Here is a 16,585-nt window from a genome sequence, read left to right as displayed (position 1 = left end):
CGATGAAGAAAGATGTGATTGTATGAGCGGAACAACTGAACGGACTACCATGGAATACTTCGAGCAGTGCACGAATCTGTTCCGGACGTTGGGAGACCCGGCCAGACAGCAGATTATTCTGCTGCTCGGCAAGCACGGGCCCATGAACGTTAAAAGCATCACGGAGCATTCGCACCTGTCGAGACCGGCCATTTCCCATCATCTCAAACTGCTCAAGCAGGCGGAGATCGTAACGATCCGTCAGCAGGGCACGGAAAAATATTATGCGCTGGATGCCGGATCGGCCATGAGGCTTATGAAAGATCTTATCGCGGCATTCGAAAAAGAATGCCCGCCGGAAGCGGCGGGCGGGGAACAAGGCGAAGGGCTGCCTTGCGAAGCCGGCGCCGCTGCCGAACGTTAGATGCCGCACATGCTGCCGAAGGATGCAGGGAGCATCCTGGAGCGCGGCAAGAAGGCGGAAAAAGCCGGGCGTGGAAGGAAAATGACAGGCAAGAACGAAGCAAAGAACCAGGCAAGAACGAAACAAGAACGAAACAAGAAGAAGCAGGAACGAAGCAAGAACCGAGCAAAAACGATGCTGGAAAGGGTCTCCATTGAACACAGCCCCGGCCGGCGCACACCCTGAGCAAGGCATGTTCTCCGCCGGATCAGATGAGAAACATCGCGACGACGGTCGTGACGGCCAGGCCGATCATCACCGGCTTCAGGTTCCGCCGGGCCAGCTCGAAAGGATCGACCCCGCAGATGGCGGCGGCGGGAATGAGCGCCCACGGGATGAGCGTACCGCCTCCGACCCAGATGGCGGCAACCTGGCCGAGAGCCGTCAAGGTGGCGGCTCCCGCGCCGAGAGCGGAGGAGAACAGGTGGGCGACCGAGCCTGCCAGCGAGATGCCGGAGAAGCCGGAGCCGTCCAGCCCGGTGATAGCCCCTACGGCTGTCAGCGTGACGGCGCTTGCGGCCGGATGGACGGGCACGGTCTGGGCCAGCGCCAATCCGAGATCGTTCACGATCCCGTGTGAAGCAGCCGGGAGGACATGCCCGTACAGCTCGGTAAGAGCCGCGTCGCCGAGGTAAAAGAAGGCCGCGATCGGAATGACGGGGCCGAATACCTTAAACCCGAAATGAAACCCGTCCACCAGGTAAGCGGTCGTTTTACCGAACCCGCCCCGGCGGTGGGCCGTGAGCGAGACGAGCAGCAGGATCAGGGCGGCCGTCCCGCCGATCAGAGCGGTCGCTTCCCCTCCCTGCAGGTTCAGCCGGAACATGGCCGCAATGTCGGCCGCGAACAGCAGGGGAATCGCGACCGCGAGAACCAGGCGCTTCCTGCCGGACAGCAGCTTCCCGCCGGAAGAAGCGCCGCCGATGACGGGCGCCGGCGGCTTGATGGCGCTTTCCGGCTTCAATGCGCCGCTTCTCAAATCGCGCCGCAGGAACCAGAAAGCGGCCGCGGTCGTGACCGCTCCCATCACGGCGACGAGCGGGATGGAAGCTTCCATGACGCTGCCGACGGAAAGACCGGCGGCGTCGGCGGTCAGCTTCGGGGCGGCCTGGATGACGTAGTCGCCGGAAAGCGCGATGCCGTGGCCGAACAAGTTCATGGCCACGGCCGCCCCGATGGCCGGCAGACCGGCGCGGACCGCCGCCGGGAGCAGTACGGCCCCGATCAGCGCCACGGCCGGCGACGGCCAGAAAAACCAGGAAACGGTCATCATGACGATGCCGATGATCCAGAAGGCCGCTCCGGGGCTGCGGATGAGCTTCGCCGCCGGGGAAATCATCGTGTCGCTGACGCCGGACAACGAGAGAACCTGGCTCATGCCGACGATGACCGAGATGACGAGGATGGTCGGCAGAAGCTCTTTCATGGCATAGATGAGGCTCGTGAAAATGCCTCCGACCGATTGGGGAAGAGAGCCGGTAGCGGCGAGGCCAAGCAAAAAAATGCCGATCAGGCACACCGGCGTCGTATCTTTACGAAACAGCATAAACCCGATAATAAGGGCAATAAAACATACATAAACGACATGCAGTCCCACCAGTTCCACACTCACGGGAATCCCTCCGTCTTGGGCTTACATCCTGTACTGCTACAGCTTATGCAGGTCCCGTACGAAGGTTCCGGGCCGATCCGGGCCCGTCCGCGCAGCAAAAAGAAACCCCCTCGACCGAGGGGGTTTTTAGCAGTTAATAAGAATAGTTATTTATCGTCTAAAGGTTGTTCCTGCTATTTAAATAGGGGCAAATTTGTAAGGTATAGGTATGTAGGGTCAGCTTCATTTCATCTCTATTTATACGGGTTTGCTGGCTTGCTTACTTAGGCTGCTCCTCCGCGCTTTCAATTTTGGCGCTGAATTCGCATTTTTCTCTGGAGTAAATCATAGTACAGCTATTGAGGCTCGAACGGATTTTCACCTGGTCGTGGTTGTATTTCTCGATAAAACCTCGTCCGATTTGGACATACACATCGTTGTGATCCATTCCCCAGATGTAGACTTCGGTCTGCGAAAGTGCTGCGGCGAACAATTCGATATCCATTTCCAACAACTTCGTTCCATAAATCATCTCATCGTACACCCCAACTCCATAGTAAATCGTTTTTCTATCGTTCCTATTAATATAGACAGGTCGAGGCTTCCGATAATCACACGTCCTGGCAGTTTTTTTTGTCCGGAGTCAGTTTCTTTTGTCAAAAATCGCGGGATTCGCTACAATCAGAGAAGGTTAGACAGCAGGTTAACGGATAAAGGGGAAAAAAGCATGAAATTCGAAGTGAAATTTATCTCATTTTTTGTCATACGCGAAGAAGGGACGGGCAAGGCTTACCGTCATTTTCAGACTCTGGACGGGGATGCCTACGAAGGCAGTGCGCTCGAACAGTTTCTGGGCGGCGAGTTTGCCCGGCTGGCCAAACGCAAAGTGGAGCGTAATCCGCAGTCGGAACAGGTTCCGACCAAAATCGGACGGTTTATAACGGAACCGGGATGCGGCCTCGAAACGAATCCGAACTACAATATGTTCGCGAGACTTCGCAGCGCCTCGTCACGAGACGATTTTCTGAAAGAAAGCGATGAATTGGCAAGAGCTTACATCCAGACGAGTTCGGTGCGCAGCGGAGCGCTCATTACGGCCAGCGCCAAGCTGCCCCAGTATTTCGACGAGCCGTTCGTATTCGTAATGAAATGCGATTTCGAGCCCAAAATAGCCCGCATTACGGATGAATCCAGTCTGCTGCATGAAGTGGAAATGGCCATCAACGCGAAAAATATGAAAGCGATCCAGTATCCGTATATGCCGGAGGTCGGCATGCTCGAGGACTGGGAGCTGAAAATCCATCAGCCGTCGCACGCCAAATATTTCGAGGATCTGCTTAAATTCGTGGAGTATGAAAAATCGATGCCGGAGCTGCTTAATCATCAGGTTGTCAATCTGGTTCAGCAGCATATCGAGCAGACGCTGGAAGCACATCCCGAGCAGAAAGAAGCGGAGGAGAGGGACCTTGAACTCTGGGCGGCAAGCGAGAAGCGCGAGCTGCAGGAGAAATGGGCGCCGGAGCTTGTCATGGAGGCCGCCAACTTTCTGGTGGAGCAGCAGCCGGATCTGGGCATGACGTTTAAGCTCGATCATTTGACCGTAAAAGGGAAGCTCGCGGATTACGGGAGAAAAGTACATTTTGCCAAGTTCGGCGATCAGTATGTCGTCCTGCTGAGCGGCAGCTCCCTCCATTTCGAGAAGGGAGTTTCACCCGTGGAGCTGCTTCAGCCCGAAGATATCCAGTCCGTTCTGGCACGGCTGGAACGCGAAGCCGCGGAGGACGCCGGCGGCGGAGATTTTTAAAAGGCGGCTCCGCCCCGGATCGGGGTGTGCTAGAATAAGGATTATGGGCAAGGGAGCTGATGAGCTGTGGGAATCTTGGACGGTTTGTTGGGAAATGCTTCGGAAATGTCTCCGGAGAAGCTTCAGAAGGAACTGGAGCCGTTTCTTATTCCGGGCGAGCAGGTGCAGGTCGCGTACAAAATCATCCGGGACGGGTTCGTTTTTACGAACAAGCGCCTCATTCTGATCGACAAGCAAGGGGTAACGGGCTCCAAGGTCGAATACATGTCCGTGCCTTACAAAAGTATTATCCGGTTCGCGAAAGAGAGCGCGGGGACGTTCGATCTGGATGCCGAGCTGAAAATCTGGCTGTCGAGCACGCACGAGCCTATCGTCAAGAAATTTAACAAAAGCGCCAACATTAACGACGTGTACGCGATGCTCAGCCGGTATGTATTGGGATAAAACGCATAAACAAAGAAAGCCTCCGGACCGTAAGGACCGGAAGGCTTTTTTCGTGTGAAGACGGAATCCTGCGGAGAAAAGAAGTTACTCCCCTAAAACGTTTTCGGGCTTCGGTTCTGGACCTTTGCCGTCGGCCAGCTTGTCGCCGAACTGGTCGAGTCTGCCCGGATGACTGGCCGGACCGCGATTTTTGGGCTTGCTGTTTCTTCCTGCCATGGAATCCACCTCCGTTGTTAGTTTGCTTGCAAGGTGAACAATTCATGCACCGAACGAAGGCGGAATTGTGAGAAAAATAGCGAAGAGCCGCGCGCAAAAATTGGCGTACGATTCTAACTATACAAAATGTATTTATGTTGATACAATATGTATCGAACAACCTATTAATCTCTCATCACAGCAAACAGGAGGTAGGGAATGGGAGGAGCGACGAACCGGTTTTCGCATCCTTTGGAACCGCAGCTGGTACGGGTCAATAAAAATTTGTACATCAGCCGGGGAGACCCGCAGTATTTCAATAAAGTCATCCGCTATGCCGATAAAACGTCCCCCGAAGCACATTTTCGCATGGGAGAGCGGGCAAGGGAGCAGGGGAACCTGCCCCGGGCGCTTTTTCACTATCAAGAGGTGATGAAAACGTACCCCTCCCCGTTTTACTCCGACGCCAACCGGGCCGTACACGAGCTGGCGAAGCGGGAGGAAAACGATCTGGCGGGAGTCCGCCAAGAGCTGGAGGCGGCGACGGGAAGCAAATTCAACAAATTTTTGCGGACTTTCCTCTATGCGCTCATCGTCATCAATTTGGTCCTGCTGGTCGTTCTCCTCTCGGGAGCAGGAAACAAACAGACCGCTTCCGCCGCGGAAAACGGAAAGCCTTCAAGCTACGAATCGCATGCATCTCAGCCTCAAGAAAGAAGCAGCTTCTCGCCGGAAGCTGCTTCTTTACGCCCGGAGGAATTTTCCGGCGTGAAACCGGACGAACGGCCTTATCTGCTGCGGCTGTCCCCAGGTACGGGCAATGCCCGGGCGGAGGCGATCCTCCGGGAGGAGATGGAGCTTCTTATCGGGCGGAATCCGCAAAAAAGCCGGGTTATTTACGTCATCCGGCTGACCGGACAAGACGCGCTCCCGGGTATGGACGGGCAAGCGGTCCCGGTCAAGGACCCCGCCGAAGTGAAGGGCGCTTTCGCGGCGGCGGAATATGCGCCGACGCTCCGCAAAACCGCGGAGATCACCTATCTGGATGAAGGCGCGCCGCGCGCTCAGGTGCTGACGCGGATAGGCGCCCAGCTCATCCGCACGGCGCTCGGGGCCTACGCGGCGGACCACGGAGGGAAATTTCCGGCAAGCCTGGACGAACTGGTCCGCGATTATCCCGGAAATTACCTCAGCTTCGTGCCGCGGGAAGCCGTGACGGGCTCCATCCGGGTGAGCCCGTCTTACGACGGCGGGGGCGGGTGGGTTTACCGGCCCGCCTCCGGAGATGCCGGTTCGGCCCTGACGCCGAACCTGCCGGGGGCTTCTCTTGCGGGTATCCTCCTTCCCGCAAGCGCTGCCGCACAGGCGAACGTCCCGTTCGAGCCTGTGCGGGTGACCGTGAGCAAGCGGGAGCACCGCTTGCTCTTAACTGCCGGAGGCGCGGTGCTGGAGGCCCGCGCCGGAATCGGCCGTCCGGAGTCGCCGACGCCGGACGGCACGTTCGCCGTGCAGGAGCGGGTCATCGCTCCTGCGGGCAGGACGCCGAGCGTGTACGGCGCCGCGGCGCTGGGTCTGGGCGCCATCGCGGTGCACGGCACGGCGGATGCCGCTTCTGTCGGCGCCGGGCGCTCGCTCGGCTGCATCCGGGTCGGCGATGCCGACATGCAGGCGCTGTTCGCGCTCGTGCCGAAGGGCAGCGCGGTCCGCATCGCCGAAGCTTCGCCTGCTGCCGGCGGTTTGTCCGCGTCCGAGGCCGGGCCTGCGTCAGGAGCCGGATCCGCGGCCGATGCCGCGTCTGTCTCGGGTGGGGCGGGCGTGTCTGCCGTCGCTGGCGGGCTGGACCTCGCGGCGGCTGCCGAAGCGCTGCGCCCTCCGGGAGCGCCTGCCGTGCGGGAACGAGCCCCGGAGGGGACCGTGTTTCACTGGCTGGGCTGACTGCGCCCGTTATGTGATTACAAGCGTCCGGAGAGGGGAGTTTCCCTGCCGGGCGCTTTGTATTTCCTTCCCGCATCCCCTACAATAGAAAGAAGGAGAGTACGGAAACGAACCGGTTCTATAGCGCAGCAGTATAACGGCAGAAGTTTCCGGACACACAACATCCGGGAGGAACTTATGATGCTTATCATGAACGAGAAAATAAAAGCGGCCGAGGTGGAGCTTACGGGTTTGAACGGGGAGAACCTCGGAGTAATGCCAAGGGAAGAAGCGCTTAAGCTGGCGAAGGCAGCGGACGCCGATCTGGTCTGCACGTCTTTGATGAGCAGCCCGCCCCCTTGCAAGCTTGCCGCCCGCGGCACGGCGAAGCAGGCAGCGCAGAAAGACAAGCAGGCGGCCCGCCGTCAGGACAAGCCTCTGAAAGTGAAGGAGCTGAGGCTCACCGTTCACGTCGAAGACCACGACTACGAAACGAAACAGAGGCAGGCCGAGAAGCTTCTGGCTTCCGGGAACGCCGTACAGCTCGTCGTCCGCATCCAGGGCAAAGAAGGACCGAAAGCGAAGGAGCTTCTGGAACGGCTGGTTAAGGATCTGTCCGCCGCCGGCACGAAGGAGACGAACATCCAGGTCAGCGGCAAGCAGGCGGCAGTGCGCGTCAATCCGTCCTAGAAAATCGCCTCCGGTATCCGGCGCAGAAATGAATGCATATTTCCGGGTACTGAGTGGGGCACGCAAACTAAAAGCGCGGGATTGTCCGCAGGTGAACCCCGCCATACGGTGCCGTGCGTAGAATTGCGCTGCACTTGCAGCGCAGGCGGCGTTCCGCAATCCGGCGGTTCCCTGTGTCCCGGTAAAAGAGCGGTCTCCCTTTCGAATCAGGGAGACGGCTCTTTTGCCGTTCACATCTGCCCGTTCCGGTGGGGACGGGCAGCTTCCTTCCAGCGAGCGGGGGATCGCTTCCGGTTCTCCCCGCGGAAACGGGCCCTGCCCGGCCAGCCGGGCGTTCTGCACCCAGCGGTCCGGTTTGTTCGTGCCTGCGACGGCCGTCGAGACGCCGGGAACCGACAGGGTGAAGCGAAGCGCTTTACCGATTGAATCTTCCATGGCTTGATTGTGACGTCCAGGCCCCTTTGAGCCGCCGGGAGGCTGCTCTATCCATCCTTTTTGCATGTAAGGGTCAAAAAAAACAGCTCCAACCCGGATGGGTGAAGCTGTTTCGTAATGCGCGGCGCAATCGCTGTATGGGTGCGTTTCGCCGCTGCGTTAAAGGGGCTGCTTATTTCAGGTTTTCGGGGTTCAGGCATTCCAGCTCGGTAATAACGAAACGTCCGTCTTTGCGGATAAGCACGTCGTCGAACCAGATTTCGCCGCCGCCGTATTCGGGACGCTGGATAAGCACGATATCCCAGTGAACGGAAGAACGGTTGCCGTTGTCGGCGATTTCATAGGCTTGTCCCGGCGTGAAATGAATGGAACCGTCGATTTTTTCATCGAACAGGGTGTCTTTCATCGGGTGCAGAATGTAAGGGTTCACGCCGATCGCAAATTCACCGATATAACGTGCGCCTTCATCCGTATCCAGAATTTCGTTCATGCGGGCGGAGTTGTTGCTCGTCGCTTCAACGATTTTTCCGTTTTCGAATTTCAGGACGACGTTCTCGAAAGAAGTTCCGGAGTAAACAGTCGGCGTGTTATACGAAATGATACCGTTTACGGTGTTAAGCACAGGAGCGGTGTACACTTCGCCGTCGGGAATGTTGCGTTTGCCGCAGCACTTGATCGCCGGAATATCTTTGATGGAAAACGAAAGATCGGTGCCCGGAGAAACAAGGCGTACCTTGTCGGTACGGTTCATGAGCTGGACGAGAGGCTCCATCGCCGTTTCCATTTTGCTGTAGTCGAGGTTGCACACCTGGAAGTAGAAGTCTTCGAACGCTTCGGTACTTGTGTTGGCCAGTTGGGCCATGGAGCCGTTCGGATAGCGCATGACGCACCATTTCGTATGGTTGACGCGCTGGTTGGTCACCGGTCTGGAGTATACGCTCATGTACAGCTTCAAGCGATCTTCCGGAACGTCCGCGGTTTCCGTCACGTTGTCGCCGGCGCGCACGGCCACGTAAGCCTGCATTTCTTTCATGCGGCTCAGTTCGATTTCGGCTTTTTTCTCCAGCGTTTCGCGGGTAGCGCCGAGCATCATGCTGCGGTTGATCGCGGGATCGCGGAGTTCGACGATGGGATTGCCGCCGACCGCGTACACTTCTTCGATAAAACACTTCGCGAGCTCCGGATCTTTAACGCCGATCAGCTCGATCAGGATATTTTCGCCCGGCTGAAGTTCAACCGAATAGCGGATAATGTTGCGTGCAAATGTAACCATTCTTGGATCTCTCATGGGCAGGAACTCCTTCTATGTAAAAAATGTCAGTACGGGGTACTGAAGGCATGCTTCTTCCCATTATAGTACATTTTGGAGATGTGTAGAAGACGGCTCCAAAAATAGTATGAAATATGGAATGTATATTCTTCTAGCGGTCAATTATTTCGTGAAATCTATCGTGCGCCTGAGATTACAGTGTGTTCATCGCGACCGTTTCGGGTAAAATGAAAGCAATCACGCAAGGCTAAACGAAAACGGCCACAAGGAGGCGTTCGCAAATGGCGAGAGGCAATACGATGGTGCCTTTTGGATACGAAGAAGAGCCGCCCGCTCAACGCGGAACGCTGCTCATTTTTGAAACGTTTGAAGACTGGTCGGAGCACGAAATCGGTCTGGTAGAAGCGATCGCGGACGAACGCAAATTCAGGAAGGTCGTCCTTTATCCCCAGCATGAAGAAAGCTTGAAGCGGATGGGCGTACCCTGCGCGGCTGCGTATCACAAACGGGTGAAGATGCTGGAAGACCTGCTACAGGACAAGTCGGCGGAGCGATATACCGTAGACACATGGGAGGGCAAGCGCAAAAAATATACGCCTGTCGACACGTCGCTCCGGTTTTTGACCGACAAATACACCAGCCCTTATTTTGTGATGATGAACGATCGTTATGCATCCATGTTTGCGGGGTACAAAGGTTTCGACGAATGGATTCGGAAGGTCCGGCTGCTCGTCTGGAGACGGTTCGGCGTGCCGCTTCCGGGCAAGCTGCTGGCTTACGGGGACCGTCTGGACTTTATCGGAGAAAACGGGGAAAGCGTTGAAGCCTAAAAAAATTAACCGAAGGTCAATTCACAAGCGTTCCAGCCGATGGTACAATAGTCGAGGTGTTTTTCATTAGGCTGGGAGGTTTATCATCATGAACATATCGTCGGTAAAGACGATGAGTCCGACACGCCGCCTGGTGCTTCTGCTGCTGGTTGTCATCATTTCTGGTTTAAGTCAAGGGCTTCTGCTCCCGCTGCTTACCATCCTGCTGGAGCAAACAGGGGTATCTTCGGGAGTAAACGGGTTTAACGCCGCCGCCATGTATATCGGCAGCTTCGCGTCCATGTTCGTAGTCGAACGGATTCTGTTCGCGCTCGGGTACAAGAAAATTTTAATTCTCGGAATCGCTATGGAAACAGTGGCTATTCTGCTGATCCCCGTATGGGGGAATCTTACGTTCTGGTTTATTTTGCGGTTTATTATCGGATTCGGAAATTCCATCCTACATTACACGACGCAGCTATGGATTCTCACCTCGGCTCCTCCGGAACGACGGGGCCGCTATATTTCTTATTACGGCATGGCCTACGGAGTCGGATTCAGCATCGGTCCGGCGGGCATCAATCTGCTCGCGCTCGGTTCCTACGCGCCGTTTTTGACGGTGGCGGTGTTCTACACGGTCGTTATATTGCTGCTGCAAAGGCTTCCCGACCAGAAGGTTCAGTCGGAAGGAAAGGAGTCTCCCGCCCAGAAGCGGTACGGCATCGCGGCCAAAATCGCCTGGTTCGCGCTTATCCCGACCTTCCTGTACGGCTACACCGAAGCGGTGCTGAACAGCAGCTTCCCGCTCTACGGTCTCCGGCTCGGACTCAGCGATACGTCGGTATCTATGCTGCTTCCGCTTGTCGGTTTCGGCGGACTGATTCTGCAGCTGCCGCTCGGCATGCTGAGCGACAAAATCGGCCGCAAGCCGGTGCTTCTGGCAGCCGCCGCGATGGGAGCCGCCGCTTTCCTGGCCGTGCCGTTCGCCGGAAGTTCCGTATGGGGAATCGGCCTTCTCCTGCTGACGGCAGGGGGGATGATCGGGTCCTTCTTCTCGCTGGGACTCGCGTACGCGGCCGACCTGCTCCCGCGGGAGCTTCTTCCGTCAGCCAACGTGATCGGCTCGATTCTGTTCAGTATCGGCAGCGTTGTCGGGCCTAATCTGGGGGGACTGGGCATCCAGTATATCTCCCTCAGCAGCCTCTTCTTCCTGCTTGGCTCCGTGTATGTCTTGTTCGTTCTTACCGGGCTTGCGGTCCGGACCCGCAAAAGGGGAGGGGCCGACGCCGGAATCGGGCAAGCGTAAACTGTCCCGGGGATTATCATCCGGTTTGCGAGCCGCCGACGGCCGTCAGCGTCTATCTATTCGCGCGGCTGTGCCCATGTGTTGGCAGCCTGCCGGCCGGATGCCTGCTTATAGCAGTCAGCAGACGTCGGCTTACGAGGCGGCGATCCTTTTCCGACATAAAAAAGACCTGAATGCAGCCGAGGCTGTATCCAGGTCTTTTTTTATGCGTCTACGGTTGCAGCCGTTGCTTTGCTTTGGGAGTTAATTAAGATCCGTCAGCAGGGTATCCATGTAGCTTTCCGTTAAGGTGGTGAGCAGGCGTATGCCGATCTCGTTTTCTCCGCCTTCAGGAATGATGATGTCCGCATACTTTTTGGAAGGCTCGATAAAGGCATCATGCATCGGTTTTACCGTCGTGATGTACTGATCGACAACCGATTCCAGAGAGCGGCCTCTTTCGTTCGTATCCCGCATAATGCGGCGCAAAATTCTGACGTCCGGGTCCGTATCGACAAATACTTTGATGTCGAGCGCTTTGCGCAGGTGCTCGTCCGTCAGGACGTGGATGCCTTCGATCACAATGATCGGCGTGCCTTGAATGTGCAGCGTTTCCGAGGAACGGGCATGTTGTGTAAAATCATATATGGGGACCTGAATCTCACGGCCTTTCCGAAGTTCGCCGAGATGCTTCAGCAGAAGTTCATTTTCAAACGCGTTCGGATGATCGTAATTGATTTTGGCGCGTTCATCCATGGACAGCTCGCTGCGGTCCGCATAGTAATTGTCCTGGCAAATGAGTGTTACGTTTTTCGTTCCGAGCTCGTCTATGATCGAACGGGCGACCGTTGATTTCCCCGAACCGGTTCCCCCGGCTATCCCAATGACTAACATAAATTATGAAGGCCCTCCCTGTTCAGCGCCCTTTAAGATAAGGCCGGCGCTTTATATACCCTGAATAGTTTATCATACTGTAGAATTTTTTCAAAAAGAAAAAGCTCCTTTCGGAGCGTAATTCACCGGACTTGCTTAGGCGTATGGTAATGATCTTCGCTTACTTCCAGATCCTGCTTGGCTTGCTGCAGCTGTTCGATCGTCTGTTGGAGCTGCTGACCGTACCGATCCCCGTCGAACGAACGGATTTGGGCGGCCGCTTCGGCTACCTGACGTTTGGCCGAGCCCAGTTTGGCCTGTGCCCGCTGGATGGCATTCGGATCGGCCTGTGTAATGGCCCCCTGAAGCTCGTGCTCCGCTTCCTGCGCCGCCAGAATGGCCGCGTCCGCCGCCTCGACGGCATGCCGGATAAACTGCTGGTGCTGCTGACTTTCTACCATGCGTAACAACCTCCTTTTTCTATACGATGTACATTTGCGGGCAGATTCATTCGGTTATTTCCCTTGGCGGAACTATATTTCCTGGGTAAGCGCAAAACTCGATAAACGTGCCGAAATTTCGACACAATATTCTGACAATTCAAAAGGCAATCCGTAATTGTTGAACAACTCGTTATGGAGCGACGCGATTTGGGCACCCTACGAAAGATAACGACAGCGGAGGTGAATGTGCAATGCCGTTCAACAAATCGACCAAAATAGATGACAAGCAAAACAAAAGCCGGTTGAAATCGGAAGCAGTGACCTTAAATTCACGCAAAGCATCGGAGTATGCGCCGAACTTAAACGAAATTAATAAAAACGAATCGTAAAACCCTGAGGAGAGTTCGCCCGCTTGTGAAATTCTCATGAATAGACTTGATCCGGCGCTGCTTCCGATAAGGACAGCGTTTTTTTTGCTTGGGCCAGAAAAGTTTCTAAAGGTTAAAAAAGTTTCCCTATTGCAATATTTATTGTTTTAGGGAATAATAACAGTGAAAAGAGAACTTTTTTTTGCTCTTTATTTTTCCTTAGGGAAACATATTTTCCTCGAAGAAAGAATGTGTCTAATGAGGGGCAAACCGCTGAATAAGTTCGCTTACTAAGGATCAGGAGGAGAAACAAAAATGAATCGATTGCATGAACGAGCTTCGAAAAGACTCGGGAGATGGAAGAGCCTATCCCTGGTGATTTTGATCGTCGGAAGTGTGATGGCTTTGTCGGCCTGCAGTCCCAAACCTTCCGCAGTGGCCGGGGATAAGGCCGGAGACGCAGGCAAGGTGCGCATTACGACCACGATCGGTATGATTGCCGATATTGCACGCGAGATAGGCGGGGAACATGTAGAAGTAACCAGTTTGATGAAATCGGGGGTCGATCCCCATCTATACAAAGCTTCCCAAGGAGATATCTCGAAGCTTGACAAAGCGGACATCATTTTTTATAACGGTCTGCATCTGGAAGGGAAGATGACGGAGATTTTGGAACAAATGGGAGGCAAAAAACCGACGGTTGCCGTGTCTGATCCCATTGACCGCAAGGAGCTCCGTTCGGGAGACGATGCCGGTACCCAGTATGACCCCCACATCTGGTTTAATGTGAAACACTGGATGACCGCTTCGGAAAAAGTCCGGGATGAACTGATCCGATTCGATTCCGCTCACGAACAGGATTACCGCAGCAAGTCCGACGCCTATTTGGCGAAATTAAAAGAACTGGATACCTACACCCGGTCCGAAATTGCCACCATACCTGAAGGCGCCCGGGTTCTCGTTACCGCGCACGACGCCTTCGGCTATTTCGGCGACGCATACGGCATCAAGGTTATGGGCCTTCAAGGGATGAGCACGGCTTCCGAATACGGGTCTAAGGACGTGACCGATCTGCGCGATTTTCTGGTGGCCAACAAAATCAAAGCCGTTTTTATCGAATCCAGCGTTCCCCAGAAAGCGATAGACGCCGTTATCGAAGGCGCGAAGCAGAAAGGCCATGAGGTCAAGATCGGAGGTACTTTGTATTCCGACGCCATGGGTGAGGAAGGCACGAACGAAGGCACGTATATCGGAATGGTCCGCCACAATGTCGACACGATCGTGAAAGCTTTGAAATAAACGAACCAAGGAGGATCTATCATGCAGATTCAGCATCTCGCGCAGGAAAACCGGCAAAAGCCGCCCCTGCTCATAGAAGAAATGACCGTCGCTTACCGGAAGCAGCCGGTACTCAGGCAAGTCACTTTCGCGGCTCCCGAAGGAAGTCTGGTCGGCATAATCGGACCGAACGGCGCGGGAAAATCGACCCTGATCAAGGCGGCGCTCGGTTTAATCCCGCGGGTAGAGGGGCGGGTGTCCATTTACGGCAAGCCGTACCGGGAACAGCGCAAACGGGTCGGTTACGTTCCGCAGCGGGAATCGGTGGACTGGGATTTCCCGACGAATGCGCTTGATGTCGTCACGATGGGGACCTACGGCCGGCTCGGCTGGTTTCGCAGACCCGGCGGGGCCGAGCGGAAGCTGGCGCTGGATTGCCTGGAAAAGGTCGGGATGGCCGACTTTGCTTCCCGTCAGATCAGCCAGTTGTCCGGCGGGCAGCAGCAGCGCGTTTTTCTGGCAAGAGCTCTGGCTCAAAACGCGGACTTGTATTTTATGGATGAGCCGTTCGTCGGTGTGGATGCCGCAACGGAGCGTGCGATTATTACGCTGCTGGAAGAGCTGAAAAATCAGGGGAAAACGGTGTTGGTCGTCCATCATGACCTGTCGACTGTGGAAGAATACTTCGATACGGTCATGCTGCTGAATGTCAGTCTGATTGCCGCGGGTCCCGTATCCGAAGTATTTAACCGAAACAATCTTCAAAAAACTTACGGGGGTCGTCTGGCTCTGCTGGACCGGCGTTTGTAGAAGCTAACGGAAAGGAGTGGGGTTGCTTTGCTGAATTGGTTAGAAGCTTTGAAGGATCCCAATACGCAGTGGATTCTCTACGGCAGTTCGCTGCTGGGACTTAGCGGCGGTGTGCTGGGCAGTTTTGCTTATTTGCGGAAGCAATCTTTAATGGGAGACGCGCTGTCTCACGCGGCGCTGCCCGGCGTGTGCGCGGCTTTTATGGTGACCGGGTCCAAGTCTATCCTAGGTTTTCTTGCAGGAGCCGCTATCTCGGGTTTATTAGCTACGTTAAGTATCGGCTGGATGACCCGGCACTCCAAAATAAAGCAGGATACGGCTCTAGGCATCGTTTTATCCGTCTTTTTCGGTTTCGGCATTGTTCTGCTGACTCAGATTCAGCACAGTGCCAGCGGCAATCAGAGCGGACTGGATAAGTTCCTGTTCGGGCAGGCGGCATCCATGGTCATGAAGGACGTCTACACCATGGCAGGCGTTTCCGTGCTGCTCTTGCTCGTTTGCTCGCTGTTTTACAAAGAGCTGAAGCTTACCAGCTTCGATACGGGATTTGCCAAAGGAATCGGTTATCCGACCGCGCTGCTCGACCAGTTTGTCCTGCTGCTCATTCTGGTTGCCGTCGTTACAGGCATTCAAGCGGTGGGGGTCGTTCTGATGGCGGCGCTGCTCATCACCCCGGCGGTCGCGGCAAGATACTGGACGGAAAAGCTCGGAACGATGGTCGTTCTGTCCGGCTTGTTCGGTGCGATAAGCGGTGCGCTGGGTACACTGTTCAGCACGATCGGCAGCAATATGCCGACGGGTCCGCTCAGCGTTCTTGCGGCAACGACCTGGTTCCTGGTTTCGCTCGTGTTCGGCACGCGCAAGGGACTCATGCCCAAACTTCTGCTTAAATGGTCGGTATACCGTTCGGTTCAAAAGGCGAAACTCCCGTATGGGGGCAAGGGAGCGCAGAGGGAAGGGGTGAGTGTCGGTGATTAGCGCGTGGATTATTCTAACCGGCGTTCTTGTCGCTTGCGCCTGCTCTCTGGTCGGGTGTTTCCTGGTATTGAGGAATATGGCCATGATCGGCGACGCCATCAGTCATTCCGTTTTGCCGGGTATTGTGATCGCATTTCTGATCAGCAGCTCCCGGGATTCCTTCGTCATGATGCTGGGGGCATCCGCGGTCGGTCTGCTTACTGTTTTTTTAATCCAGTTTTTTAAGCAGAGCGGAGTACAGGCCGATGCTTCCATCGGTGTCGTCTTTACGGCGCTTTTTGCGGTAGGGGTCGTACTTGTCAGCCTTTATGCGGGTCATATCGACCTGGATTTGGATTGCGTTCTGTACGGTGAAATTGCTTACGTGCCCTGGGATACCCTCACGATTGCCGGAATAGCCGCGGGGCCCAAAGCAGTCTGGGCGGTCGGTCTGACTCTTCTCCTCAGCCTGCTGCTCATCGGAATGTTTTTCAAGCAATTTAAACTCTGTTCCTTCGATCCGGCGATGGCTGCCGCTTTGGGAATTCCCGTGGCGTTGTTTCATTACTTGCTCATGGGGCTCGTTTCGATGACGACTGTAGCTTCGTTCGAAAGCGTAGGGGCTATTCTCGTTGTCGGTATGCTCGTCGTGCCGCCTGCGACAGCCTATCTTCTGACGGAACGGCTGAGTCTCATGATTCCGCTCAGTATGGGAATCGGAGCGGCAAGCGCGGTTTTGGGTTACGGGTTAGCCTACCTGCTGGATGCATCCATAGCGGGCTGTATCATTTGTGCCGCGGGAGGGCTGTTCGTCCTTGCTTTTCTGTTTTCTCCCGGTCAAGGCGTCGTAGTCCGCAAGTGGAGCCGGACCCGCCTTTCTGATAACCGGAAACCCGCATAAAGCGGGTTTTTATTTTGCGTTCAGGAAGCGGATTTGATAGGGAAAGCTCGGGACGGCCTCCAAAAGTAAGAAAATC

At 55.4% G+C, this 16,585-nt stretch carries 19 protein-coding genes; 13 read left to right on the top strand and 6 right to left on the bottom strand.

All coding sequences use genetic code 11. The features are described 5' to 3' along the window. The first annotated feature begins 22 nt into the window (after window positions 1-22). On the top strand, window positions 23-403 hold the full coding sequence (locus HMPREF1207_RS02875; protein WP_009672887.1) for an ArsR/SmtB family transcription factor: 381 nt from the start codon (window positions 23-25) through the stop codon (window positions 401-403). Between the two features lie 9 nt (window positions 404-412). Further along, entirely contained in the window at window positions 413-628 is a 216-nt protein-coding gene (locus HMPREF1207_RS02870) for a hypothetical protein (RefSeq protein ID WP_009672733.1), read from the top strand. Window positions 629-650: 22 nt separating this feature from the next. Here the strand turns inward: HMPREF1207_RS02870 and HMPREF1207_RS02865 are convergent, their stop codons facing one another. Then, window positions 651-2,054: a hypothetical protein gene (locus tag HMPREF1207_RS02865; protein ID WP_009672771.1), complete on the bottom strand. Its 1,404-nt coding sequence runs from the start codon at window positions 2,052-2,054 to the stop codon at window positions 651-653. A 259-nt stretch (window positions 2,055-2,313) separates the two neighbouring features. After that, window positions 2,314-2,565 (bottom strand): hypothetical protein, encoded by a 252-nt coding sequence (locus HMPREF1207_RS02860; RefSeq protein ID WP_231392003.1) that lies wholly within the window; start codon window positions 2,563-2,565, stop codon window positions 2,314-2,316. A gap of 195 nt (window positions 2,566-2,760) precedes the next feature. Between HMPREF1207_RS02860 and HMPREF1207_RS02855 the strand changes: the two genes are divergently transcribed. Both HMPREF1207_RS02855 and HMPREF1207_RS02850 read left to right on the top strand, forming a co-directional pair. Then, window positions 2,761-3,837, top strand: coding sequence for a DUF3900 domain-containing protein (locus HMPREF1207_RS02855; RefSeq protein ID WP_009672722.1), 1,077 nt, complete (start codon window positions 2,761-2,763; stop codon window positions 3,835-3,837). A 66-nt stretch (window positions 3,838-3,903) separates the two neighbouring features. Beyond that, window positions 3,904-4,281 (top strand): PH domain-containing protein, encoded by a 378-nt coding sequence (locus HMPREF1207_RS02850; protein WP_009672891.1) that lies wholly within the window; start codon window positions 3,904-3,906, stop codon window positions 4,279-4,281. A gap of 84 nt (window positions 4,282-4,365) precedes the next feature. Here the strand turns inward: HMPREF1207_RS02850 and HMPREF1207_RS30525 are convergent, their stop codons facing one another. Next, window positions 4,366-4,497: a hypothetical protein gene (locus HMPREF1207_RS30525; RefSeq protein WP_009672691.1), complete on the bottom strand. Its 132-nt coding sequence runs from the start codon at window positions 4,495-4,497 to the stop codon at window positions 4,366-4,368. Window positions 4,498-4,695: 198 nt separating this feature from the next. Here HMPREF1207_RS30525 and HMPREF1207_RS02845 point away from each other — a divergent pair, with 198 nt between their 5' ends. From HMPREF1207_RS02845 to HMPREF1207_RS02835, 3 genes are all read left to right on the top strand, one after another. Then, window positions 4,696-6,411 (top strand): L,D-transpeptidase, encoded by a 1,716-nt coding sequence (locus HMPREF1207_RS02845; protein ID WP_009672809.1) that lies wholly within the window; start codon window positions 4,696-4,698, stop codon window positions 6,409-6,411. 180 nt (window positions 6,412-6,591) lie between these two features. After that, window positions 6,592-7,080 carry a translation initiation factor IF-3 gene (gene infC, locus HMPREF1207_RS02840; RefSeq protein WP_170318622.1) on the top strand — a complete coding sequence of 163 codons (489 nt, stop codon included), beginning with the start codon at window positions 6,592-6,594 and terminating at the stop codon, window positions 7,078-7,080. A gap of 223 nt (window positions 7,081-7,303) precedes the next feature. Beyond that, window positions 7,304-7,522: a hypothetical protein gene (locus tag HMPREF1207_RS02835; protein ID WP_036739429.1), complete on the top strand. Its 219-nt coding sequence runs from the start codon at window positions 7,304-7,306 to the stop codon at window positions 7,520-7,522. Between the two features lie 165 nt (window positions 7,523-7,687). Here the strand turns inward: HMPREF1207_RS02835 and HMPREF1207_RS02830 are convergent, their stop codons facing one another. After that, window positions 7,688-8,803 carry an aminopeptidase gene (locus HMPREF1207_RS02830; protein ID WP_009672855.1) on the bottom strand — a complete coding sequence of 372 codons (1,116 nt, stop codon included), beginning with the start codon at window positions 8,801-8,803 and terminating at the stop codon, window positions 7,688-7,690. A gap of 263 nt (window positions 8,804-9,066) precedes the next feature. On the opposite strand from HMPREF1207_RS02830, the gene HMPREF1207_RS02825 reads away from it, so the two are divergent. Together HMPREF1207_RS02825 and HMPREF1207_RS02820 are read left to right on the top strand one after the other, a co-directional pair. Further along, window positions 9,067-9,615, top strand: coding sequence for a hypothetical protein (locus HMPREF1207_RS02825; RefSeq protein WP_009672675.1), 549 nt, complete (start codon window positions 9,067-9,069; stop codon window positions 9,613-9,615). An 88-nt stretch (window positions 9,616-9,703) separates the two neighbouring features. After that, complete coding sequence (locus HMPREF1207_RS02820; protein ID WP_009672692.1) at window positions 9,704-10,900, top strand: MFS transporter; 1,197 nt, start codon at window positions 9,704-9,706, stop codon at window positions 10,898-10,900. A gap of 243 nt (window positions 10,901-11,143) precedes the next feature. Here HMPREF1207_RS02820 and udk read toward each other — a convergent pair whose 3' ends face one another. Both udk and HMPREF1207_RS02810 read right to left on the bottom strand, forming a co-directional pair. Next, complete coding sequence (udk, locus tag HMPREF1207_RS02815) at window positions 11,144-11,773, bottom strand: uridine kinase (protein WP_009672846.1); 630 nt, start codon at window positions 11,771-11,773, stop codon at window positions 11,144-11,146. A 122-nt stretch (window positions 11,774-11,895) separates the two neighbouring features. Beyond that, complete coding sequence (locus HMPREF1207_RS02810) at window positions 11,896-12,213, bottom strand: hypothetical protein (RefSeq protein ID WP_009672723.1); 318 nt, start codon at window positions 12,211-12,213, stop codon at window positions 11,896-11,898. Window positions 12,214-12,878: 665 nt separating this feature from the next. Here HMPREF1207_RS02810 and HMPREF1207_RS02805 point away from each other — a divergent pair. From HMPREF1207_RS02805 to HMPREF1207_RS02790, 4 genes are read left to right on the top strand one after another with little or no spacing between them, the layout of a single operon-like run. Beyond that, entirely contained in the window at window positions 12,879-13,862 is a 984-nt protein-coding gene (locus tag HMPREF1207_RS02805; protein WP_009672767.1) for a metal ABC transporter solute-binding protein, Zn/Mn family, read from the top strand. Window positions 13,863-13,883: 21 nt separating this feature from the next. Continuing rightward, window positions 13,884-14,651 carry a metal ABC transporter ATP-binding protein gene (locus HMPREF1207_RS02800; RefSeq protein ID WP_009672907.1) on the top strand — a complete coding sequence of 256 codons (768 nt, stop codon included), beginning with the start codon at window positions 13,884-13,886 and terminating at the stop codon, window positions 14,649-14,651. 27 nt (window positions 14,652-14,678) lie between these two features. Continuing rightward, window positions 14,679-15,629, top strand: a complete 951-nt coding sequence (locus HMPREF1207_RS02795; protein ID WP_009672833.1) for a metal ABC transporter permease — start codon at window positions 14,679-14,681, stop codon at window positions 15,627-15,629. Then, on the top strand, window positions 15,622-16,509 hold the full coding sequence (locus tag HMPREF1207_RS02790; protein ID WP_170318621.1) for a metal ABC transporter permease: 888 nt from the start codon (window positions 15,622-15,624) through the stop codon (window positions 16,507-16,509). The genes HMPREF1207_RS02795 and HMPREF1207_RS02790 overlap by 8 nt, the downstream gene beginning before the upstream one ends. Window positions 16,510-16,585 lie beyond the last annotated feature (76 nt).

The organism is Paenibacillus sp. HGH0039, assembly GCF_000411255.1.
Lineage (GTDB): Bacteria > Bacillota > Bacilli > Paenibacillales > NBRC-103111 > Paenibacillus_F.
Note: the sequence above shows the minus strand (reverse complement) of the source record. Positions and strands in the feature narration are given on the sequence as shown.